The organism is Acinetobacter populi (assembly GCF_002174125.1).
Lineage (GTDB): Bacteria > Pseudomonadota > Gammaproteobacteria > Pseudomonadales > Moraxellaceae > Acinetobacter > Acinetobacter populi.
The window spans coordinates 18,008-40,147 of the sequence record NZ_NEXX01000008.1 but is presented as its reverse complement, the minus strand read 5'-3'; the positions used below and the strand labels follow the sequence as shown (position 1 = coordinate 40,147).

Annotated in this window: 21 protein-coding genes; 16 read left to right on the top strand and 5 right to left on the bottom strand. The window is 42.3% G+C overall.

Features of this window, described 5'->3' with window-relative positions; genetic code table 11:
* Window positions 1–105 precede the first annotated feature (105 nt).
* From CAP51_RS16705 to CAP51_RS16695, 3 genes are all read left to right on the top strand, one after another.
* On the top strand, window positions 106–747 hold the full coding sequence (locus CAP51_RS16705) for a class I SAM-dependent methyltransferase (RefSeq protein ID WP_087621897.1): 642 nt from the start codon (window positions 106–108) through the stop codon (window positions 745–747).
* Complete coding sequence (locus tag CAP51_RS16700) at window positions 744–1,439, top strand: glutamine amidotransferase (protein WP_087621896.1); 696 nt, start codon at window positions 744–746, stop codon at window positions 1,437–1,439. The genes CAP51_RS16705 and CAP51_RS16700 overlap by 4 nt, the downstream gene beginning before the upstream one ends.
* Before the next feature lie 201 nt (window positions 1,440–1,640).
* Window positions 1,641–2,729 carry a DUF475 domain-containing protein gene (locus CAP51_RS16695; RefSeq protein WP_087621895.1) on the top strand — a complete coding sequence of 363 codons (1,089 nt, stop codon included), beginning with the start codon at window positions 1,641–1,643 and terminating at the stop codon, window positions 2,727–2,729.
* 142 nt (window positions 2,730–2,871) lie between these two features.
* Here the strand turns inward: CAP51_RS16695 and CAP51_RS16690 are convergent, their stop codons facing one another.
* The 4 genes from CAP51_RS16690 to CAP51_RS16675 all read right to left on the bottom strand — a co-directional run bounded on the left by CAP51_RS16690 (window position 2,872) and on the right by CAP51_RS16675 (window position 8,399).
* On the bottom strand, window positions 2,872–3,648 hold the full coding sequence (locus CAP51_RS16690) for a hydroxypyruvate isomerase family protein (RefSeq protein ID WP_087621894.1): 777 nt from the start codon (window positions 3,646–3,648) through the stop codon (window positions 2,872–2,874).
* 58 nt (window positions 3,649–3,706) lie between these two features.
* The gene (locus CAP51_RS16685) at window positions 3,707–4,573 is read right to left on the bottom strand and encodes an NAD(P)-dependent oxidoreductase (protein ID WP_087621893.1); all 867 of its coding nucleotides are present in this window, start codon (window positions 4,571–4,573) and stop codon (window positions 3,707–3,709) included.
* 85 nt (window positions 4,574–4,658) lie between these two features.
* Entirely contained in the window at window positions 4,659–5,453 is a 795-nt protein-coding gene (locus CAP51_RS16680; RefSeq protein ID WP_087621892.1) for a crotonase/enoyl-CoA hydratase family protein, read from the bottom strand.
* A gap of 132 nt (window positions 5,454–5,585) precedes the next feature.
* Entirely contained in the window at window positions 5,586–8,399 is a 2,814-nt protein-coding gene (locus tag CAP51_RS16675; RefSeq protein WP_087621891.1) for a response regulator, read from the bottom strand.
* A 177-nt stretch (window positions 8,400–8,576) separates the two neighbouring features.
* Between CAP51_RS16675 and cysM the strand changes: the two genes are divergently transcribed.
* Genes cysM through CAP51_RS16655 form a run of 4 tightly spaced genes read left to right on the top strand, consistent with a single transcriptional unit; the run spans window position 8,577 to window position 14,119 of the window.
* The gene (cysM, locus tag CAP51_RS16670; protein WP_087621890.1) at window positions 8,577–9,500 is read left to right on the top strand and encodes a cysteine synthase CysM; all 924 of its coding nucleotides are present in this window, start codon (window positions 8,577–8,579) and stop codon (window positions 9,498–9,500) included.
* A gap of 28 nt (window positions 9,501–9,528) precedes the next feature.
* The gene (locus tag CAP51_RS16665) at window positions 9,529–10,350 is read left to right on the top strand and encodes a 3'-5' exonuclease (protein ID WP_425426836.1); all 822 of its coding nucleotides are present in this window, start codon (window positions 9,529–9,531) and stop codon (window positions 10,348–10,350) included.
* A gap of 35 nt (window positions 10,351–10,385) precedes the next feature.
* A complete protein-coding gene (gene rlmD / locus CAP51_RS16660) occupies window positions 10,386–11,780 on the top strand; it encodes a 23S rRNA (uracil(1939)-C(5))-methyltransferase RlmD (RefSeq protein ID WP_087621889.1) in 1,395 nt (464 codons plus the stop codon).
* Window positions 11,781–11,806: 26 nt separating this feature from the next.
* Window positions 11,807–14,119 carry a RelA/SpoT family protein gene (locus tag CAP51_RS16655; protein WP_087621888.1) on the top strand — a complete coding sequence of 771 codons (2,313 nt, stop codon included), beginning with the start codon at window positions 11,807–11,809 and terminating at the stop codon, window positions 14,117–14,119.
* 383 nt (window positions 14,120–14,502) lie between these two features.
* Here the strand turns inward: CAP51_RS16655 and CAP51_RS16650 are convergent, their stop codons facing one another.
* Window positions 14,503–15,273, bottom strand: coding sequence for an SDR family oxidoreductase (locus CAP51_RS16650; protein ID WP_087621887.1), 771 nt, complete (start codon window positions 15,271–15,273; stop codon window positions 14,503–14,505).
* A gap of 74 nt (window positions 15,274–15,347) precedes the next feature.
* Between CAP51_RS16650 and mazG the strand changes: the two genes are divergently transcribed.
* From mazG to yjgA, 9 genes are all read left to right on the top strand, one after another.
* A complete protein-coding gene (gene mazG, locus CAP51_RS16645) occupies window positions 15,348–16,130 on the top strand; it encodes a nucleoside triphosphate pyrophosphohydrolase (protein ID WP_087621886.1) in 783 nt (260 codons plus the stop codon).
* Window positions 16,102–16,560, top strand: coding sequence for a ComEA family DNA-binding protein (locus CAP51_RS16640; protein WP_087621885.1), 459 nt, complete (start codon window positions 16,102–16,104; stop codon window positions 16,558–16,560). Before mazG ends, CAP51_RS16640 begins: the two co-directional genes overlap by 29 nt.
* 101 nt (window positions 16,561–16,661) lie before the next feature.
* Complete coding sequence (gene pcnB / locus CAP51_RS16635) at window positions 16,662–18,122, top strand: polynucleotide adenylyltransferase PcnB (RefSeq protein ID WP_087621884.1); 1,461 nt, start codon at window positions 16,662–16,664, stop codon at window positions 18,120–18,122.
* A 5-nt stretch (window positions 18,123–18,127) separates the two neighbouring features.
* On the top strand, window positions 18,128–18,619 hold the full coding sequence (gene folK, locus CAP51_RS16630) for a 2-amino-4-hydroxy-6-hydroxymethyldihydropteridine diphosphokinase (RefSeq protein ID WP_087621935.1): 492 nt from the start codon (window positions 18,128–18,130) through the stop codon (window positions 18,617–18,619).
* Between the two features lie 63 nt (window positions 18,620–18,682).
* Complete coding sequence (gene panB, locus CAP51_RS16625) at window positions 18,683–19,489, top strand: 3-methyl-2-oxobutanoate hydroxymethyltransferase (protein WP_087621883.1); 807 nt, start codon at window positions 18,683–18,685, stop codon at window positions 19,487–19,489.
* Window positions 19,490–19,491: 2 nt separating this feature from the next.
* Window positions 19,492–20,337, top strand: coding sequence for a pantoate--beta-alanine ligase (panC, locus tag CAP51_RS16620; RefSeq protein ID WP_087621882.1), 846 nt, complete (start codon window positions 19,492–19,494; stop codon window positions 20,335–20,337).
* Between the two features lie 30 nt (window positions 20,338–20,367).
* On the top strand, window positions 20,368–21,219 hold the full coding sequence (gene rapZ / locus CAP51_RS16615; RefSeq protein ID WP_087621881.1) for an RNase adapter RapZ: 852 nt from the start codon (window positions 20,368–20,370) through the stop codon (window positions 21,217–21,219).
* On the top strand, window positions 21,216–21,485 hold the full coding sequence (locus CAP51_RS16610) for an HPr family phosphocarrier protein (RefSeq protein ID WP_087621880.1): 270 nt from the start codon (window positions 21,216–21,218) through the stop codon (window positions 21,483–21,485). Before rapZ ends, CAP51_RS16610 begins: the two co-directional genes overlap by 4 nt.
* A 3-nt stretch (window positions 21,486–21,488) precedes the next feature.
* A complete protein-coding gene (gene yjgA / locus CAP51_RS16605) occupies window positions 21,489–22,022 on the top strand; it encodes a ribosome biogenesis factor YjgA (RefSeq protein WP_087621879.1) in 534 nt (177 codons plus the stop codon).
* The last annotated feature ends 118 nt before the right edge of the window (window positions 22,023–22,140 follow it).

Sequence of the window (22,140 nt, the reverse complement as noted above, 5' to 3'; positions counted from 1 at the left end):
AATCGATGTAATTGTGGGGGATTTCGTCTATATTTAAGCGAAGGTCTAATAGTGTCATGATGCGATCAACCGAATGCTTTCAGCAACAGCAAAGGATAAATAGCAATGTCAAAAGGTTTAGCCGATCAGGAACATTTAGCGAAAAATATCATCGAGATTTATCGTAAACATGGCCCTGCATGGACAGCATTGCGTGGCAAATTTTTATATGAAAAAGACTGGTTAGACAAGTTCCTTGCTTTATTACCCAAACGGGCGAGTATTCTTGATTTGGGCTGTGGTGCTGCAACAACTCTTGGTACGTATTTGATTGCTCAAGGGCACAATCTTACTGGCATAGACAGTGCCGAATGTATGATTGAGATGGCACAGCAAAACTTTCCTCAGCATATCTGGCTGCATCAGGATATGCGAAGTATTGAATTACATCAAACATTTGATGGCATACTGGCATGGGACAGTTTTTTCCATTTAACACCGGCTGATCAGGAAACAATGTTTGGTCGTTTTGCCAGACATGCCAAGGTCGGTACGGTATTGATGTTCACCAGTGGTACTTCGCATGGTGAAGCAATTGGGGATATGTTTGGCGATGCTTTATATCACGCCAGTCTGGCGCCAGATGAATATGAGGGATTACTTAATCATTATGGTTTTGAAGTGATTAATAGGGTCGCAGAAGATGCAAACTGTGCCGGACATACCGTCTGGTTGGCACAACGATTTGAAATCAGGGGAGAAGAATGAGTACACAATATATCAATGTCATTCAACATTTGGCATTTGAAGATTTAGGTAGTTTTGAACAGGTGTTTCAACAATTGGGATTTGAAATTCGTTATTTTCATGCCGGTGTGAATATTCCTACAGAGATTTATCTTGATCCGGCAATTCTGATTGTTTTAGGTGGCCCAATAGGTGTTTATGAAACAGATATCTATCCCTATCTTCAGGACGAAATTGAGGGTTTAAAGCAACGTATTGCCAAAGATTTTGCAACTTTGGGGATTTGTTTAGGGGCACAATTAATTGCTGCTGCATGTGGTGCAAAAGTTTTCGGTGGGCACTATAAGGAAATTGGTTTTAGCCGGTTGAATTTAAGCGATGCAGGCTTTGCCAGTCCCTTAAAATATCTGGATGGAGTATATGTACTGCATTGGCATGGTGATACCTTTGACTTACCTGATCAGGCACGACATCTTGCCAGTTCAATTTATTATAAACAGCAGGCTTTTGCGATTGGACGCAAAATATTGGCTTTACAATTTCATGTGGAATTGAATCCGGCAAACTTTGAACAGTGGCTGATCGGGCATTGCTGCGAACTGAATCATGCCAAGATTGATATTTTGGCATTACGTGAGGAAAACGTGCGTTATGGTAAAGACTTGGTTGTTGCAGCAGAGAAATTATTAAAGGACTGGCTGGCAAATGTGTAAGTGAATGGACAGTATTGTTTCATCCGCACACACATTTACATTTGTCTCTTATTTTTATCGGTGCGGTGCTTGTATCGCATCATTTTATTGTAGAGCTGTCGCGGGAATAACCAATGAAACTGAAATCATTAGATTGAATGGAGTATGACGTGTATCATGCAAACAAATTTAATTGATAAATTATTCATAGGTTAAAACGCAATGAAACATTTTCGTTTTTCAATTGTCTTTACCATTGTCTGTCTTGGACTTTCGGCATATTGGGGCTATACCCACGGTTTAGATGCTGGTCTATCGACCATGTTTAAAGCATTACTGATTACCGGGATTTTGGCGGTGATGGAGGTGTCATTATCGTTTGATAATGCGGTAGTCAATGCATCGGTGCTTAAAAACTGGGATCCATTCTGGAAAATGCTGTTTTTGACTGTCGGTATTCTGGTTGCAGTTTTTGGTATGCGTTTGATTTTTCCACTGTTAATTGTTGCTGTAACGGCAGATATGGGCATGATTGAAGTGGCCAAGCTGGCGCTGAATGATCCTAAACAGTATTCTGAGCGGTTGATGGCACATCATGCTGAAATTGCAGCCTTTGGTGGTATGTTCCTGTTGTTGGTGTTTTTAAACTTTATGTTTGATGATGAAAAAGATACCCACTGGTTTAAATGGCTGGAAAAAACTTCGGCACATTTTGGTAGTGTTCCTGCAATTTCCGTATTTATTGCCTTGATTGCTTTATTGGTAATGGCTGCAAATGTTGCTGAGGCAGATCGTCTGGTGGTCACTATGGCAGGAATATGGGGCATTGTGGTTTATGTCGGGGTACAAGTACTTGGACATCTACTGGAAGGTTCACAAAAGAATGCAGATGAAGACAGTGATGAACCGACCGCAGCACAAGGCAATGCCGAAGTTGCCAAAGCGGTAATGAAAGGCGGTGTAGGTGGTTTTATTTATCTGGAAGTGTTGGATGCCTCATTCAGCTTTGATGGTGTAATCGGCGCTTTTGCGATTACCAATGATGTGGTGATCATCATGTTGGGTCTGGCAATTGGTGCGATGTTTGTGCGTTCCATGACCATCTATCTGGTTGATAAAGGTACGCTGGATGCCTATATCTATCTTGAGCATGGTGCACATTATGCAATTGGTGCGCTGGCAATCATTATGCTGGGTAGTGGTACTGGTTTACATGTTCCGGAAGTGGTCACAGGCTTGATTGGTATCGTCTTTATCGTCTGGGCGGTGATTTCGTCGATTGCATATCGACGCCGTGAACAAGCAGGATGATGATAAGTTCAGCTTATACATAACTGTATTGTGGATAACTGCTGAGTTATTCACAAACAAGTTAGAATAAGAAAACGCTACGTGCTTCTTGTGCTCGTAGCGTTTTTTTATTGGCATATTCTATTGTGTTAAAAATAGTGGTTTAGATATAACTCTTTAACCAGTCAAAACTATCCTGAGAGTGCTGGCTAGGTTTGTATTCTGCTGCACAATATCCCAGATAGGTACTTTGCTGAATCCAGTCAAAAATTTTAGGATAATTGATTCTGCCAGTGGAGGGTTCATGTCGGTTTGGATAATCCGCAAATTGAATATGGGCAATATGCTGGATATTTTCCTGTAAACCTTCGAGTACATTTTCTCCCATCATTGCCATATGATAACAATCGTATTGCAGCTTAAGTGCAGGATGATTGACCACTTCCAGCATCTCTTGACCTTGAGCAAGATTTTGAATCAAAAACCTTGGCATATCGATATCGTTGATCATTTCGATGGCTGGGGTGATATTTTCATCCTGAAAGGCATCACAAGCGAATTTTAAATTTTCCGCTAGGGTTTGTAGACATGGCAGCAAATCTGCATCTAGCGGTTGTTTACCTGCCAGAATATTAACTGTAGGTACTTTTAGGCTAGATGCATATTCCATGGCATGTTTGACCGCAAGGGCAAATTCGATTTCTTTACCGGGAATTCCCGCTAGACCATTGCCGCCTTGCATCAGATCACCAGCCGGAACATTAATCAGGACCAGATCAAGATCATGCTGATCAAGTTGTTGCTGGATTTGCTCAATGCTTAATTCATAAGGAAATTGAATTTCTACTGCATGAAAGCCTTGCTGTTTTGCCAGTGCAAAACGCTCAATCAGTGGAACTTCGGTAAAGATCATTGAAAGATTGACAGCGAGATTTAACATGAGATTTTCCCTAAGCATTTATGAATTATTTTATTGCAGCAATACAATATCATAAACGCTAGATCGTACTTTTGATACTTAAGATTAACGTAGAAAGATCTTTTTCGGCAAATCCTTGTTGTTGGTGTTGTTGTAACTGGCTTAGGGCATGCGCTGCCATAGGCAAGTTCAAACCTACTTGATCTGCCAGATTAACCGCATTGTTGAGGTCTTTACTGAGCGTTTGTACTTTCCACTGTACCGGTTCAAAATTTTGGCTGGCCATACGCGGTGATAAGATTTGAAAGGGTTTTGAGTCTGCAAAACCGCCGGCCAGTGCAGGTGCGAGCAGATTAGCATCGACACCAGCATTTTGTGCCAGTGCCACAGCTTCGGCAATGAGGGTGCTGCTGGCAGCAACAATTAACTGATTACAGATTTTGGTGGCTTGTCCCGTTCCAGTAGCGCCCATACAGGTGACTCGCTGTGCAAGAGGAGCATATACAGGATGTAATGCTTGAATAAGTTTGGCATCACCTCCAGCAAAGATCACCAGCGTGCCTTGTTCTGCCCCTGCAATGCCACCTGAGACAGGGGAATCAATCCAGTTGACCTGTTTTTCTGATACTTTTTTTGCCAGTTGTGTGGTTGCAGAAACTGATAAACTGGAAAAATCAATACAGATCTGATTTTCTTGCAGGTCGGGCAGAATGTGTTCCACCACGGTCGTGACCGCGGTATCATCAGCAAGACACAACATGACAATTGGATATTGTCCGATATTCTTCAGTTCCAGCGCTTCTGCCCCATAGGCAATGATCGGTTCGCAAGCACTGGCTGTACGATTCCACACTGCTACCTTAAAGCCAACATCAATCAACCGCTTGCTCATGCGACTGCCCATCAGGCCCATACCCAAAAATGCAATTGCTTTATCTGTATTCATGCGTGATTTCACTTTGATTTAATCACTTAATAATGCCATAAAAAACATCACTTAAAGTGATTGAGTCAAGATCATGAGGTAAAAATTAGCCACGATATTGTCGAGGTAAAAAAGTGGTATCTGGTTGTTTATCTTTTTTACGTGCCAGTTGGCTGTTTTTACCTAGTAGCAGACGTAATTGCCAGATTTTTTCAAGACGCAGGGATTTTTGCGGTTGATGTTCCATGGCCTGTAATACTCGTTTTGCTGCAAGTAAGGCATCTGGCGAGCGTTGCAGTAATTCTTCTGCCAAAGTTTGTGCCTGTTGTAAGGGCTGCGGGTTGATATGAGTGACCAGTCCAATGTCTTTGGCATATTGTCCATCAAAAATTCGGGCGGTCATGGTCAATTCCTTGGCCAGATCCAGTGCAATCAAACCTTTTAATGAACGGGTAAGTCCCATATCTGGCACCAGTCCCCAACGGCTTTCCATGATTGACATTTTGGTATCGGGATGACTAATGCGTATATCGGCTGCAAGTGCCAACTGCATGCCTGCACCAAAACAATAGCCTTCAATTGCGGCAATCACCGGTACAGGTAAATCCTGCCAGACCAAAAATGCCTTCTGAAATAGACTTTGTCCCGGCTTTACTAATTCCCAAACTGCATAGGCGCTATTCTTGGGATTATTCAGGTCGCTTAAATCGATGCCTGAACTAAAGATCTGATTGTTTCCAGTGAGAATGACACAACGTACTTTTTTATTTTTTTTCAGTTGTTGTGCTGTTTTGATCAGTTGCCGCAGTAAGGCAAAGCTCATGGCATTGCGTTTTTCTGGTCGGTTTAATGATACGATTGCAATTCCATTGTCTTGAATATTCACGGTAACGATTGACATCATGCCTCCATCAAATCATTATGATTTTTGAATGATGAATCAGCATAGCATGTCTGGATATCAAGGAAATCATGAAATCTGACGCATGGTTCATGGTCTGCTTTTATTGCTCCAGTTCTTTTGTTCCTTGATTTAGTCCTCGGAAAGATAAGGTTGTGCTGCCAGTTTAATTTGTTCCATGGCTTCCAGTAATAGGGCAAAACGCTGTGCGACTTGTTCGATAAATATGTCATCAGCAACTTTTTTCTGTTTACGAAGTTGTGAAACAAATTGTTCAAATTCGCCCGAAATTTCCTGTAGTTTGGGCACACCAATATACCGACTTGCGCCATACAGGCGATGTAGATTGTGTTCAAGTTGCGGGAAATCTTCATCATCAATCAGTTGTTGCATTTCTTGTTGTTCTTTGTCAAAACTTTTGATCAACATTTTTAACAGGTCTTTTGCCAGATCTACTTTATTGGCCGAGAGTTCTATACTCTTCTTCCAGTCTAAAATCATGTCATGTTCATTGGTGTCTATTGCAACCACTTGCGTTGTTGGCTCATGTTCGAGACGGTATTCTTTTTGATTAACATTGGTCCATGTGGTGAAGATCTGGATGAGTTGTTCAAGTTGAATCGGTTTTGTGACATAGTCATTCATCCCAGCTTTTAATAATTTTTCTTTTTCATCTGCCATAGCATGTGCAGTCAGGGCAATGATTGGTAAGGTCGTATGCCGTTCAAGAGAATATTCCAATGCACGAATGGCTTGTGTGGTTTCTATTCCAGACATTACCGGCATTTGGATATCCATAAAAATAAGATCATAGAGCGGTAAATTATGATCGACACATTCCTGAATACGATTTAATGCCATTTGTCCGCTAATGGCTGTCGTAACTTCGATATTGAGCTCATTCAGCAAGGCTTCCAGTACAATCAGATTAGGTAAATGATCATCAACGGCAAGCACATGTAAGCCGCGACCATCAAAGGGTTCGACATAGGTTTTATTCTGATCGGAATAGAAAATCTTTAACAGATTGCTGCGGCTAATCGGTTGATTCAGTGCAATGGCATGATATTTCTGCAATAGGCTTGGATCTAGCAACATTTGATAGCCATAAATCGCGAGATTGCCACTATAACGACTGCGTAATTCCTGTAGCAATGCTTCGGTATCGCCTGAATGATCGACAAATACCCAGCCTTTTTCATCATATTGATTGAATTGTTTAATCCGGCTAAATAAGTCCAGAATAGAACCTGCTTCACTATGTTGCGCACCATATCCTTCCAGATAATGCTTGAGAATATTGGCTGTGGCAGGATGGGAAATATAGCTTAGGATATGGAATTGTGAGAGATCTTGTAGCTGGAGCGGTTGTTCCTGTGGCAATTCCAGTTGTGCAGTAAACCAGAAGGTTGCGCCTTTTTCGGTCGGGTTACGTTCCTGATTATCTTCAAAACCAATTTGTCCATGCATTAAATGCACCAGCTGTTTGGAGATGGCAAGCCCCAGACCTGTACCACCAAATTGGCGTGTAACGGAAGTATCACCTTGTGAGAATGAGGCAAATAATTTTTTACGATCTGTGCCACTTAAACCGATGCCGCTGTCCTGAACGCTACAATGCACAGTAATACGGTTAAATTCATCCTGTTCCAGACGAGTACGTACAATAATGTCACCTTCCGGAGTGAATTTGATGGCATTTGAGACCAGATTGGTCAGAATTTGCTTAAAGCGCAAGACATCGCCAAGTACCGAGATGGGCAAAGCTTCATCATAATAAATGGCCATGTCGATGCGTTTTTCACAGGCAAGTGGGGAGAGCATGTCCATGACATCAAAAATGGCTTCTTCCAGATTAAACTGTGCAACTTCTAGTTCCAGCTTACCTGCATCAATTTTGGAGAAATCCAGTACATCATTGATCAATGCCAGAAGATGGGCTGAAGATTTACGAATGGTTTGCACATACATCAGATTTTCATCATTCAAATGACCACGCCGCAACATCAAATGAATAAAACCATCAATGCTATTCAGTGGTGTGCGTAGTTCATGACTGATGTTTGCCAAAAATACGGATTTGGCTTGATTGGAAGAAATGGCCTGATCGCGTGCCTGTTTATAAGTAATGTTCTGGACTTCCAACGTATCTAGTGTTTTGCGTAAATCATCTTCTGTCTGTTCGGTATGTTCTTTTAATTCCAGAAAACTAAAATGCAAACGTTTTAAGAGTTTGGCGATGTCTTTTTGCAATAATCCCAGTTCACCCGAACTTTTGGTCTGAAAAGGTTTGCCCAGATTGTCCGCGTTCATACGCTGCAATTGCAGACGGATTTCGTACATCGGGGCAATCCAGCGACGGGAATAAAAATTAAGACATAATAAGAGTAATAATAAGGTTAATAATCCGGTAATACTCAGTGCTAGCCATACCCGATAGCGAGCAATAGTCAGTGACTGATTATTCAGTTCGATCAGTAACCAGATGGGGCCATCTTCACTATAGCCGATGCGCATACCATAAATATTGCCATCATTAATATGGATTGGACCGAAGACATTGCTAGTAATCGGAAATTGCGGCCAAGGCAGATGGTGTTTATAGCCCACATAAAGACGGGTGTTGTCATGCATATCAACCAAAGCTGCGCGCATCAGATCGGGTTCATTCAAAATATACTGCAAAATGGCTTGCGCTTGCGGGTATTGATTTGGATGATGTTGAATTAAATCCAGTAAGGTAGAAGAGGTCTTATGATAACGGGTTAAGATGGCTGACGCTGCTGAAACCTGCTGGGCTTGAATCGAGCGAGAGGTTTCTTTTAACACCAGAATTGCACCTGTACATGCCAAAATCATGATCGGCACAAAAATAAGTGCAATCAATTGCCCATAAGCATTTGTTATTTTAAAGCGATGCCAGAAGGTTTCAGATTGTCGTTGCATGGTGCAATATCAACATCATAGAAGCAATAAATGTGAGAATACTAGCACGTATTTCACTTGATCAAGCAAAATCTATTGCAGATGTGGGTATAAATTTCTAAGCGGATTGATGCAGTACGGGGCGTTTTTCTCTACAATAGACAAACTTTTCAGATCGGCAACAATTAAGAGCCAAAAATGAGTAATACATATCCTTTTCAAAACGAGCAATACACCCTTGATTATTACGTCGGTAAAACACCGTTGGTGCGATTACAGCGTTTAAATCAATGTTCGGCGACGGTATTGGCAAAGTTGGAAGGGAATAATCCGGCTGGTTCTGTCAAAGATCGTCCCGCATATAATATGATTATACAGGCTGAACGCCGTGGTCAGATTAAACCCGGCGATACCTTGATCGAAGCCACCAGTGGTAATACAGGTATTGCTTTGGCAATGGTGGCAGCAATGCGTGGTTACCGCATGAAATTGATCATGCCGGACAATATGAGTCAAGAACGTAAAGACGCGATGTTGGCATATGGCGCAGAGTTGATTGAAGTCACTAAGGAACAGGGCATGGAAGGTGCCCGTGATCTGGCTTTACAGATGCAGGCTGACGGTCTTGGACTGGTGTTAAACCAGTTTGGTAATCAGGATAATTCGGAAGCGCATTACCTCACCACAGGACCAGAAATCTGGGAACAAACAGAGGGGAAAATCACCCATTTTGTCAGTTCGATGGGAACCACAGGGACCATTATGGGGGTATCTAAATATCTAAAAGAAAAAAATCCAGATATTCAGATTATTGGTTTACAACCTTCCGAAGGTTCGAGCATTGCCGGGATTCGCCGCTGGCCCAAAGAATATCTTCCAACAATTTTTGATCCGTCCCGTGTCGATCAGGTGATGGATATTGATCAAAAAGATGCCGAAGTGACCATGCGCCAACTCGCCCGTCATGAAGGCATCTGTGCCGGAACCTCATCCGGTGGTGCAGTATGGGCCGCATTGCAAGTGGCAAAACAAAATCCCGATGCCGTGATTGTTTGTATCATTTGTGATCGTGGCGATCGCTATCTTTCTACAGGCCTGTTTTCTGTAAAAGATGAACTGTAAAGACGGCATGTAAAAATCGAGAGATAATATGATGATGTTTGGCTACCCTGTTTTAGTCTTTGATATCGAAACAGTGACTGATGTAAAAGCGGGTAGTCAACTGTATGGGCTGGATTTGCCGCTTGATGATGCACAGCAAGCCTTAAATAAACTGCGTCGGCAAGAGGCTGGCACCGAGTTTCCTCGCACGCCTTTACACGAAATTGTCTGTATTTCCGGTCTTTGGATTGATCAGGATAAATTTCAGTTATTCTCGTGGACCAGAGAAAATTTTTCCGAAATAGAGATCCTGCAAAAGTTTGTCGGGATTTTTGAGAAAAAATCGCCGATTCTAGTGAGCTGGAATGGCGGTCAGTTTGATTTGCCGGTGATTATGTACCGCTGTTTATATCATGGTGTAACCGCGGCCAATCTATTTGAGCAGGGCGACTGGAATCCTCAGAAACGCCATAATAATTACCAGAATCGTTATCATGCCAGACACACCGATTTAATGGATGTGCTGGCGAGTTTTAATATTCGTAATTTTCAGAAACTTGATGATGTGGCACAAATTCTGGGTTATCCCGGCAAACGTGGGTTATCAGGTTATCATGTGGCAGACTATGTAAAACAGCAGCAATGGCTGGATTTAAGCTCTTATTGTGAAGGTGATGTGCTGAATACCTGGCTGATTTATTTGCGCTGGTTGTTGTTACGTGGATTTATCCAGCAGGCACAGCATCAGGACTGGATTCGTCATACGATTTTATATCTACAGCAACAGCCGCAACATGCCGAATTTCTGGAAATCTGGCAACAGACTTGTTTAAGTACGGTATTTACACAATCTGATTTTAACGGAATCTGAATTAAGCTCTTCAATCATTTATTTGGAATATCGCTTTGAAAAAGCATTTACGTTCACAGCCAGCTTTGCAGCCAGTGACGTTATCAATTGAAAATTTATCGCATGAAGGTCGTGGCATTGCTTTATATGGTGCCGAGCAGTCTGATCAAAGCAAAGAGGGTAAAAAAGTTTTTGTACGCTTTGCCTTGCCGCAAGAAACTGTACTGGCCAAAATCACCAGACAGCATAAACGCTTTGAGGAAGCAGATGCGATTGAGGTGCTTAGTGAACCATCACCCGATCGTGTTCAGCCAATTTGTAAACATTTTGGGGTGTGTGGTGGCTGTTCAATTCAGCATATTGCATTAGATAAACAAATTGCATTTAAGCAGGATGTCTTAAAGTCACATTTGCAGCATATTGCGGGCATTGCACCGGATCACTGGTTAGCACCGATTCGTTCCTTAAAAACCGATTATCGTCGTCGTGCACGTTTGGGTGTTCGTTGGCGTGCAAAACAGCAGCAGATGATTGTTGGTTTTCGTGAAAGTAAGTCTAATTATTTGGTGGCAATTGAATACTGTCCAATTTTGGATGAGCGGGTCTCTTCTCAACTTTTAGCCCTGACCGATTGTTTAAAACAGCTAGAAAATAAACAGGCAATTACCCATCTGGAATTTGCGCTTGGTGATGAGGAAGTTGCCTTACTTATTCGACATATTAATAAGCTGTCGCAGCAAGATATTGAAAAATTGTTAGATTTTGTAAAAAAATGCACTTGGCAGCTGTATTTGTTGCCAGATCGATACCAAACGCTACAGCGTATTGATACAGAAACTGCTACAATGCGTTTGCATTATCAATTGCCAGCGTTTGATTTAAAACTGGCATTTTCACCTGTCGATTTTACGCAGGTGAACGCAACTGTAAATCAACAAATGGTGCAGTTGGCATGTCAGTTGCTTGATTTGCAAAAAGGTGAAAGAGTTTTGGATTTGTTCTGTGGTCTGGGAAATTTCTCTTTTGCTTTGGCAAAATGCGTGGGAGAAACTGGACAGGTCGTGGCGGTAGAAGGCGTCGAAGAAATGGTTTTACGTGGTGAGGAAAACGCCAAGTTGAACCAGATCAGCAATGTCAAATTCTATCAGCAGGATTTAGCACAGGATTTCTCGGATCAGGCATGGGCAACACAGGGATTTGATGCACTGCTCATTGATCCACCTCGTGCAGGTGCGGAACAAGTCATGCAATATGTGGTGAATTTTGCTGCAAAAAGAATTGTATATGTATCTTGTGATCCGGCAACATTGGCAAGAGATGCAGGTATTTTAACTCGGCAAGGCTATCGATTGGTTCAGGCCGGTGTGATGGATATGTTTACCCATACCGAGCACGTCGAATCGATTACTTTGTTCGAAAAAATTGTATCCAATGGGTGCAATGAAGTTTAATTGAGCATAACGATAGGGAGGATGGTATGGTCACAGTGCGGGAAGAACTGCCAGGAAGACTAAATCAGCTTTCTGTAGTGACGACTGGGGAACATGCCGCCGAAACGCAGATAGATTTGGTGGCTTGGCTGGATCGTTTAAAACATAATAATGATTTTCAAGATCTGGATTTATTAGAACAAGCATGTCATCTTGCTTTAGAACATGAAATCATTAGTACCATAAAACATCGTAGCAATACTTTTGCGATGGGAATTGGTATGGCTGATATTCTCGCGCATCTAAATGTTGATCAGGAAACACTGGTTGCAGCGGTATTATATCGAAGTGTGCGGGAGGGGCTGACCACACTCGAAGAAGTCGAAAAAGATTTTGGACATCAGGTGTTCCAATTGGTCAAGGGTACTTTGGCCATGGGGAAACTCTCTGATCTGATTGAACAGAACAAGCATCTGGAAGATCATTTTAATAATAATCAGCGCGAGCACCTCACCGGCATCTATAAAATGCTGATTGCGGTGACTGAAGATGTGCGTGTGGTATTGATTAAACTTGCCGAACGTACGTATGTCCTAAGACAATTGCATGATGCACCAAAAGATCGTCAGGAACGGGTGGCGCGGGAAATTTTAACCATTTATGCACCACTGGCGCATCGTTTGGGTATTGCACAGCTCAAATGGGAACTGGAAGATCTCGCCTTTCGTTATCTTTCACCCGATCGCTATAAAGAAATTGCGACTTTACTCAATGAGAAGCGTACCGAGCGTGAACATTATATCCAGACGGTGATTCAGGAAATCAAAACCGAACTGGAAAAAAATGATATTCATGCCGAGATTACGGGTCGGGTAAAACATATTTATTCGATTTATCGCAAAATGCGTAGCAAGAATCTGAGTTTTGATCAGCTCTATGATATTCGTGCGCTACGAATACTGGTGGATTCGGTGCCGGAGTGTTATCACTCGCTCGGTATCGTTCATCAATTATGGCATCATATTCCGCATCAGTTTGATGACTATATCACTAATCCCAAAGCCAATGGTTACCGTTCCTTGCATACGGCAGTGATTGCTGAAAATAAATCGCTGGAAATTCAGATCCGTACCAAAGATATGCATCAGGAAGCCGAGCTAGGAGTATGTTCTCATTTTAATTATAAAGAAGGTGAGAAACGTACAGATCATTCCTTTAACCATCGCTTGCATTCCTTGCGTTCTGTGCTTGAGCTATATCAGGAACGTAAAGATGCACAACCGATCAATACTTCGGATGAGGACGATCACGAAAACATTGAATCTTTACAGGATTTTGAAGAATTTGAAAAGATTTATGTATTTAGCCGTGATGGGGATATCAAGGAGTTACCGCGGGGGTCTACCGCACTGGATTTTGCCTACCATGTACATACCGAAGTGGGTAATCACTGCTATGCAGCACGGGTAAATCAACGCTATGTACCTCTGACTTATGTACTTAAAACCGGTGAGCAGGTTGAAATTTTAACCAAAAAGGATCGTGAGCCAAATCGTGACTGGCTGGTGCATTCATTAGGTTATATCAAAACGGCTAGAGCCAGAGATAAGCTCAGACACTGGTTTAGACAACAGGACCGCAGTAAAAATCTGGAAATTGGGCGTGAAATTCTCAACAAGGAATTGACACGTTTGGCGATTCATCCCAAAAGTATTGATCTGAATGATTATTGCAATACATTCAATGCCAAAACTGGGGAAGATATTTTAATTGGATTGGTAGCCGGTGATATTAGCCTGCATCAACTGATGAATCAGGTCAATCGTCAGATGCATCTAGATGCAGATGAACCGGAACTGGTGCTTAAGCCGGCATTAAATCCACGTGCCAGCCATACCTTATCCGCACATGGCATTCTAATTGATGGACTGGATAATGTGGAATTACACATTGCCAAATGCTGTCAGCCTGTACATGGCGAAGGCATTGGTGGCTATATTACCCTGAATCGTGGGGTGAGTATCCATAAAATTGCATGTCCAGATTATCTACGCATGATTGAAAATGAGCCTGAGCGTGCCGTTGAAGCCGATTGGGAAATGCAACCAACTCGTGGTCAGAGTGTGCAGATTGTGGTTGAAGCTTATGATCGTCGTGGTCTGCTAAAAGATCTGACTCAGGTGATTTTTGCCGATCATGTCAATATTCGTCAGGTCAATACCATTTCGGACAACGATGGCATTGCCAATATGAAACTGTTGATTGAAGTCAAGGGATTGGCGCAGTTGTCCCGCCTCTTGGCAAGACTGGAACAACAACCCGGTATTATTAGTGCAAGACGTTTGGTGCAGGGTAGTTAAATCCTAATCACGCTTCATATTGATGATCACCCACTATATTAACGTGAGTTCGGGATAAGATGAGTAGAGGTAGTCGATTTCGTAGCCACGTCCGCTGCTTGTTCGAGGTGAGCAAATTATTTGTAAGATAATGTTTTTCAATTAATTTGTTCTTTAGCGGTATTTGACCGAGTTTGCAGCGGACAAATGGTTTTGCCTACTTTTCCCGAAAGAAAAGTAGGTCGAACCGAAGGTTAATCCTAAAATATGCCTAATCTTGTAAGACTCCGTCGTGATTCTTTCATTGAAATTAATTTCATTTATACAAAACAATACTTTTATACCGAACTGATGATATATTCGTGGGTGATCTGGTTTTTATCTTTACAGTTTTTCTAATTAATTTATTTACGGCTTAAAAATATATTTGCCCAACGATTGACACATTGCGGGCTGAACTGACTTAAATGAAACATTAGTCGGGTGGAGAAACCGACTGGATGATGCGTTGCCAACAATGGCCATTGACTGGTTGCAGTTTGCCATACGGCTTGAGCCACATCACCTGCCTGTAGATGGACGCCCATATTTTTAATTGTTCCGGCATCCATATTGCTCACCATATCCGTATTCACAAATAATGGCATGACATCGAGAACTCGAATACCATATTTTGCCCATTCAATATCCAACCCTTCCGTAATCCCCCTGACAGCAAATTTACTACTGGAATATGACACCAGATCAGGTTGGCCATAAATGGCCGAGGCGGATGAAAGATTGATAATGCGTGCATGCGCTTGCTGTTTTAAGTAGGGCAAGGCAGCGTGGCAACCATTGAGTACACCTTTCACATTGACATCAATGGTACGATGATGATGGTCAATGTCGGTTGCTTCAAAATCACCTGAATATAAGATTCCGGCATTATTCACCAGAATGTCCAGACCACCTGCCCAATTTACAAAGTCCTGTAATACAGTTTGCCATTGTTGATAATCGCTGACATCAAGATGGCCTGCTTTGGCATTTTCGCCCAGTTCATTGGCAAGTGTATGCGCCTTTGTCTGATGAATGTCGTAAATGCCTACGCGATAACCTTTTTGATAAAATAAGCGGGCAATTGCGGCACCAATGCCTTGTGCTGCACCTGATATAAAAATCCGTTTTGTCATGTGTGATCTCACTTGATCTTTTTATGTAAATCGACCTAGCATAACCCTATATCATGGTCAAAGGTTGAATGTAAATGCAGCAGTTATTACAAATTATGCAAAAATTGCGGGCAGAGTGTCCGTGGGATCGGGCACAAACCCCGCAAAGTTTGACCAGATATGCCATAGAAGAAGCCTATGAAGTCGAAGATGCAATCCGGGAAGGGGATGTGCAACATATCAAGGAAGAATTAGGAGACTTGTTATTACAAGTGGTTTTTCAATCGCAGATGTATGCCGAACAGGACGCATTTAACTTTCACGATGTGGTGGAGGTTTTAAAAGAAAAACTGATTCGTCGCCATCCGCATGTATTTGATGAAAATTTTTCCGCATTGACCGAACAGGAGGTCAATCGCATTTGGCAAAACATCAAACAACAGGAAAAAGCAGCCAGAGGTGAAAAATTTAACAGTAAGCTGGATAAAATTAAGCTTGGGGCAAGTATTACGCAAGCACAAAAATTACAGGACTATGCAGCAAGCTTAAATTTTGACTGGGATCATGTCGATGGTGCCTGGCAGAAATTACAGGAAGAATTACAGGAATTGCAGCAGGCGATTCAAAACAATGACCGGGAAAATATGCATGAGGAATTGGGTGATTGCCTATTTTCTTTGATTAATGTGGGACGTAAACTCAATCAGGATTGTGATTCGGCTTTATTGGCAACCATTTCTAAATTTAGAACACGCTTTGCCTATATTGAACAAAAACTGGCAGAACAGGGGCTTACACCGGAACAATGTAAGCTGGTGCAATTAGATCGTTTGTGGGATCAGGCTAAAAATGATGAAAAACATAGGCAGAATCCTTAATTATTTGCTCTGTATATTGCTTGGTTTGGGGTATGGCGCAAATGGTTTTGCAGATAATAATAGTCGTTATAGTGATTTCGAGGCATGGAAAGCCCGTCAGCAACAGCATGATGACCGGCTAAAACAGGCGGGATCAGTCGCTATCTTGCAGCCAAGGGTGGTTCAGGTACAACCTGTTCAGCCTTTACGCAGTGATAAAACGGTGACAGTACAGCAGTTGGGGACACAGCTAAAATTAAATATTAATACTGCCTCAAGCGATGAAATCGTTGCCAAACTAGAAGGCATTGGACGCAAAAAAGCCCAGGCAATTATTGATTATCGCAACCAGCATGGTGCATTTAAAAAAGTGGATGAGGTCTTAAATGTAAAAGGAATTGGCCCGAAAACACTGGAGAAAAATCGTGACAGAATTCAATTAAGCGACTAGTGTGAATGGTCAAATTGCATAAACAAATTGCCCTTTAGCACAGATAGAGCTATGATTAAGCCATTCTTTCTTAGCTAAATTCCAACCTGGAGCCAGCTTCTTTGCAAACCTTGCGTGCCTCAAAATGTGGATTGTCCATATCCTTACTTCCACCTTCAATATTAGACATTATCGATAGCCTGACCAAAGCAGGATATGATGCATATATCGTTGGCGGCGGTGTCCGTGATTTGATTTTAGGTGAAAATCCTAAAGATTTTGATGCAGTGACCAATGCAACACCTGCACAGATTAAACAGGTATTTGGACGACGTTGCCGTATTATCGGACGCCGTTTTGAGTTGGCACATGTACATTCTGGCCGGGAAATGATTGAAGTTGCCACCTTTCGTGCGCCACCGAAAAAAGCTGTAACCAGTGTTACAGGTATGGTGTTGCGCGATAACAATTGGGGCACCATCGAACAGGATTTTGCCCGCCGCGATTTCAGTATCAACACATTATATTATCAGCCCCGCAAAGGTGTGGTGCTGGATTTTTGTGATGCTTATAAAGATATAAAAAGTAAAAAATTACGCTTACTCGGTGATGCCAAGCAACGTTTTGATGAAGATCCGGTACGTATGCTGCGTACCTTGAGATTTGCGGCAAAGCTCAACTTTAATATTGATCAGGCGATTCTGGATATCTGGAATGTAGAGTGTGCGGCACAGTTGCGCGAAGTGTCACCACATCGGCTCTATGATGAATCGCAAAAAATGTTTTCCATGGGTAAACTGGAAAAATTATTGCCGATGCTTATCCAGTTTAATATCTGGAAGCAGGTACTTGCCGATGTGAAACCTGAAATTACTCCTCTGATTCAACGCGCAGCACAAAATACCGATCAACGTATTGCACAGGGTAAAAGCATTAATTCTGCATTCTTTTATGCAGTGCTGTTATGGCAGCCTTATCTGGAACGTATCGAATTTTATCGCAGTAAAGGTGTAATTGAAGCCGAAGCACGGGCACAGGCAGGGATTGATGTATTAAAACGTCAGGCTACCTGTACCATTATTCCGCGTTTTGCCGAAACTTTTATCCGTGAAGTGTGGGAGATGCAGATTCGCCTGATCTCACCAAAACCGCAACATATTGTTCAGCTTGCCAATCATGCCCGTTTTCGGGCAGGTTTTGACTTTTTGTTATTGCGTGAGCAATCTGGTGATCAAAGCACTCAAGGCATGGGGCAATGGTGGGAAAGTTTTCAGGAATTAGGTAACGATCAGAAAGAAAAAGCCATTGCTGACTATCGACGTCAACAACAAAAAAATCGCCGTAAAGTACCCGATGAGCAAAATGAAGCATTTGTGCCACTGGTTTTGGAAACTCAGGTCAATACGCGTGCAGCACGACGTGCCAAGCAGAAAAATGAAGCTCGGGCGCAAAAGTCAAATCAGCAAAAAACTGTCGCTAACGCTGTGGAGCAGACTTCTGGCGTGACTTCAGATCATCCGATTCTAAAGCGTCGACGTGTACAACGTGACTTGTCTCATGTGGTTTTTGGGCCGACGCAATGACTGAGATGATGCATACCTGCTACATTGGTATGGGCAGTAATCTGGGCGACAGTCGAAAAATTTTACAGGAAGCGATTCGGCAATTGCAAAAACTAGGGACAGTTAAGGTTTCACGCTTATATGCAAGTCCCCCTATGGGGCCACAGGATCAGCCTGATTATCTAAATGCTGTGGTTTCTTTGCAAACCCAGCTAGAACCCTTGTCATTACTTGATGAACTACAACGCATTGAACATGATTCGGGACGTGTACGCTTACGTCATTGGGGAGAGCGTACTTTAGATCTTGATTTGCTACTTTATGATGCGCAAAATATTCAACATCCACGTTTGACTGTACCCCATGCAGGATTGATGCAGCGGGATTTTGTGATTTTACCCTTACTGGATCTGGTGGCAGATTTGCAAGTCAATGGTATTGTGTTAAAGCAACTGGATTGCATCAAACATGCCAGCGCACAAGCGATTGCAGCATCAGACTGGTATGACCCTATCTAAAACAATGTATTTAAACTGCGTAATCAAAATCGCCATTTCTGGCATATTTTAGAGGAAGGCTGCATGATTAGTCTTACAGATCTAAGAAAATTTAAAAGCGAAGGACGCAAATTTTCTTGTCTGACTTGTTACGATGCAAGTTTTGCCAAAGCATTACAACAGGCTGAAATTGATACAATTCTGGTTGGCGATTCTTTAGGAATGACCATTCAGGGACACGATTCGACTTTACCTGTCAGTGTCGAAGATATGGTTTACCATACCCGAGCTGTGGCGCGTAGTAATTCCTATGCCTTGATCATGACTGATTTACCCTTTATGAGTTATGCCACATTGGATGATGCCTTGCAGCATTCCAGACAGGTAATGCAGGCTGGTGCGCATGTGGTGAAAATCGAAGGTGGTGCGTGGTTGGTCGATACAGTACAGGCATTGACCCGTAATGGTGTCCCTGTATGTGTACATTTGGGGTTGACGCCACAGTCGGTTCATGTGTTTGGCGGTTATAAGTTACAAGCCAGAACCCGGCATGCTGCAGATCAGTTACTGGCCGATTGTCAGGCCGTGGTTGAAGCTGGTGCAGCTTTACTCTTACTGGAATGTGTGCCTGCTGCGCTTGCCAAGGAAGTCACGGAAAGATTCGGTGTGCCGGTAATCGGTATCGGGGCAGGTGTTGATACCGATGGTCAAGTGCTTGTCATACAAGATATGTTAGGATTGACCTTTGGTAAAGTCGCGCGTTTTGTGCGTAATTTCATGCAGGAACAGTCAGGGGAACATGCTATTGTAGATGCGATCAAGGCATATCATGCTGCGGTATTGGATCAGACATTTCCTGCCCAAGAACATACATTTCAAGTTGAGCTATAACAATGAAGACTGAAACGACAATACAAGGTTTAAATGCTGCTTTGGCGCCTGCACGTATAGCTCGTAAAACAATTGGTTTTGTGGCGACCATGGGGAATTTGCATCAGGGACATTTGAATCTGGTGCGGGAAGCTAAGAAACTATGCGATCTGGTGGTGGTGAGTATTTTTGTTAATCCAATCCAGTTTGGTCCAAATGAAGATTTTGACAATTATCCGCGTACACTAGAAGCAGATAGCCATTTATTGGCAGATGTCGGTTGTGATGTATTATTTGCGCCAACCATACAACAAATGTATGGTGATCATGAGCGAAAAACCACTGTGAGTGTACACGGGATCACTGATATTTTATGTGGTCAATCTCGTCCCGGACATTTTGATGGTGTTGCGACTGTAGTTACCAAATTATTTAATATTGTGCAACCCAATACTGCATTCTTTGGACAAAAAGACTGGCAACAACTGGCAATTATTCGTGCCATGACCCGTGATTTAAACTTCTCTATTGATATTGTTGGTGTACCGATTACCCGTGCAGAAGACGGTTTGGCACTGAGTTCACGTAATGCATATTTGACGGCCGAACAACGTCAGACTGCACCCGTGATTTATCAGGCATTAACCACTGCACAGCAGCAATTACAGCAACATACAGATTTGCAACAGGTCTTGGCTCAGATTGATTTAACATTGGTTAATGCAGGTTTTGTGGTGGATTATGTCAAGGCATATACACCGGATTTATTGCCTGTGACACAGTTTGATCAAGATATTGTATTATTTATTGCAGCAAAATTAGGTTCTACACGATTAATCGACAATTTACTGGTAAAATTTTCTGACTAAAACAGCGTTGACCATCGGTTTGGTAGCAAAATGAAAAAAATTCTCGTCGTTGCAGGACGTTCTGGCTCGGGGAAAACCTCGGCTTTACAGGTGCTTGAGGATTTGGGTTTTTATATCATTGATAACCTGCCACTGGTACTGGTACCGGAAATCGTTGCAAAACTGAGTAATGACAACGCCATGGAGCTGCTAGCACTTGGTGTTGATATTCGAAGCCTGAATATTGATCAGGTCTCGATTGATGATGTATTAAATGAACTGGAACGGCATGGTGCAGTTGAAGTGGTTTATCTCACTGCTCGTGAGGAAGTACTGGTTTCACGTTATGCATCTTCTCGTCGTCCACATCCGCTTGCCAATAAGTATGAATCTTTAACCGAATGTATTCGGGTTGAGGAGCAGCTACTTTATCCAGTTTATCGCCGTGCAACCTTGACTATTGATACCAGCAGCAAAACCGTACATGAGTTAAAACACACGCTCTCAGTCAAATTAGGACAGGGTGATAACCTCATCGTGATTTTACAGTCTTTTGGCTTTAAACATGGTATTCCGCTTGATGCTGATTATGTGTTTGACCTAAGACATCTGGTCAATCCACACTGGATTAATGAATTACGTCGTTATACTGGTCTGGATCCGCAGATTAAGGAATTTTTGGCTGCCGATGCCATGGTGAATGATATGTACGCGGACATTTATCAATTTGTGGATAAATGGTTGCCGGTTTTTAGTCAGGGGCATCGCCATTTTGTAACGATTTCATTGGGTTGTACTGGTGGTCAGCATCGCTCAGTCTATTTTGTCGATAGACTTGCAGAAGACCTTAAGGCAAAATGGTCGGTACAAGTTTTACATCGGGAAATGAAACACTGGTCATGATTGACACTACTGTAGATGTTATTAATAAATTGGGATTGCATGCGAGAGCTTCGGGAAAACTCATCGAAGTGACCAGTAGATACCGTTCAAATATTCAACTGGGTAAAGGTAAAGAATTGATTGATGCAAAAAATATTATGTCTTTACTCATGCTAGGTGCAGGTAAAGGTACAACTTTGCGCTTAATTATAGAAGGTCCGGATGAGCAAAAAGCTTGTGACGAGATTCTGGCATTATTTGCCGCACGTTTTTATGAGGCTGAATAAATAATGGCTCGTCGTCCCCGTCCTTATAGTGAACAAGATTTTGAAGATGTACAAGATGGTCGTGCCAGTAAGTCTGAACAAAAGCGTCATGTTCAGCGTATGGCTGCACTGGCTGAACAGCTGGCAGCATTACCCAAAAAACAGATTCAGAAATTACCTGTTGATGAACGTTTGATCGATGCGTTTTTAGAACTGGAAAGTATCAGTTCTTTTGAAGCACGCCGTCGTCAGTTTCAGCGTATTGGTAAATTGCTGCGTACAGAAGATGAAACCATGCTGTTAAGTTTTCTGGTGCCAAAACAGGGTGCGAAGAAACAGGCACAATTGTTACGTTGGGTAGACCGTGTGATTGAACAAGGTGATCCGGCAATTAATGAATTCTGTAAACTTTATCAAGCAGCAGATCGGCACACTTTAAGACAGCATGTCCTGCGTTATCAACGAGATACGCAGAAACAGATAGATGAAGAAGAGCTGGCAAAATTACGCCAGAATATTGTGAATTATGTACAGCAAGTGGCACTGATTTCGGAATAAGGTTGCCATATTCCCAATATATCAAATTGAGCTTAATAAAATGGCTGGCTTCACTTGGTGTTATGTCGCTCAAAAACAAGTAACAGCATAGTTTTACTGCAAGATCGCAGGCTTATTT

What these genes read in the sequence shown, in the direction of transcription:
- mazG (WP_087621886.1), top strand. Translation starts at nt 15,348, where the DNA reads ATGCAGCAGTTATTACAAATTATGCAAAAATTGCGGGCAGAGTGTCCG.
- CAP51_RS16685 (WP_087621893.1), bottom strand. Translation starts at nt 4,573, where the DNA reads ATGAATACAGATAAAGCAATTGCATTTTTGGGTATGGGCCTGATGGGC.
- CAP51_RS16675 (WP_087621891.1), bottom strand. Translation starts at nt 8,399, where the DNA reads ATGCAACGACAATCTGAAACCTTCTGGCATCGCTTTAAAATAACAAAT.
- CAP51_RS16665 (WP_425426836.1), top strand. Translation starts at nt 9,529, where the DNA reads ATGATGATGTTTGGCTACCCTGTTTTAGTCTTTGATATCGAAACAGTG.
- CAP51_RS16690 (WP_087621894.1), bottom strand. Translation starts at nt 3,648, where the DNA reads ATGTTAAATCTCGCTGTCAATCTTTCAATGATCTTTACCGAAGTTCCA.
- CAP51_RS16610 (WP_087621880.1), top strand. Translation starts at nt 21,216, where the DNA reads ATGATTGACACTACTGTAGATGTTATTAATAAATTGGGATTGCATGCG.
- panB (WP_087621883.1), top strand. Translation starts at nt 18,683, where the DNA reads ATGATTAGTCTTACAGATCTAAGAAAATTTAAAAGCGAAGGACGCAAA.
- CAP51_RS16680 (WP_087621892.1), bottom strand. Translation starts at nt 5,453, where the DNA reads ATGTCAATCGTTACCGTGAATATTCAAGACAATGGAATTGCAATCGTA.
- CAP51_RS16695 (WP_087621895.1), top strand. Translation starts at nt 1,641, where the DNA reads ATGAAACATTTTCGTTTTTCAATTGTCTTTACCATTGTCTGTCTTGGA.
- rapZ (WP_087621881.1), top strand. Translation starts at nt 20,368, where the DNA reads ATGAAAAAAATTCTCGTCGTTGCAGGACGTTCTGGCTCGGGGAAAACC.
- CAP51_RS16640 (WP_087621885.1), top strand. Translation starts at nt 16,102, where the DNA reads ATGATGAAAAACATAGGCAGAATCCTTAATTATTTGCTCTGTATATTG.
- panC (WP_087621882.1), top strand. Translation starts at nt 19,492, where the DNA reads ATGAAGACTGAAACGACAATACAAGGTTTAAATGCTGCTTTGGCGCCT.
- cysM (WP_087621890.1), top strand. Translation starts at nt 8,577, where the DNA reads ATGAGTAATACATATCCTTTTCAAAACGAGCAATACACCCTTGATTAT.
- CAP51_RS16655 (WP_087621888.1), top strand. Translation starts at nt 11,807, where the DNA reads ATGGTCACAGTGCGGGAAGAACTGCCAGGAAGACTAAATCAGCTTTCT.
- folK (WP_087621935.1), top strand. Translation starts at nt 18,128, where the DNA reads ATGATGCATACCTGCTACATTGGTATGGGCAGTAATCTGGGCGACAGT.
- CAP51_RS16650 (WP_087621887.1), bottom strand. Translation starts at nt 15,273, where the DNA reads ATGACAAAACGGATTTTTATATCAGGTGCAGCACAAGGCATTGGTGCC.
- CAP51_RS16705 (WP_087621897.1), top strand. Translation starts at nt 106, where the DNA reads ATGTCAAAAGGTTTAGCCGATCAGGAACATTTAGCGAAAAATATCATC.
- CAP51_RS16700 (WP_087621896.1), top strand. Translation starts at nt 744, where the DNA reads ATGAGTACACAATATATCAATGTCATTCAACATTTGGCATTTGAAGAT.
- yjgA (WP_087621879.1), top strand. Translation starts at nt 21,489, where the DNA reads ATGGCTCGTCGTCCCCGTCCTTATAGTGAACAAGATTTTGAAGATGTA.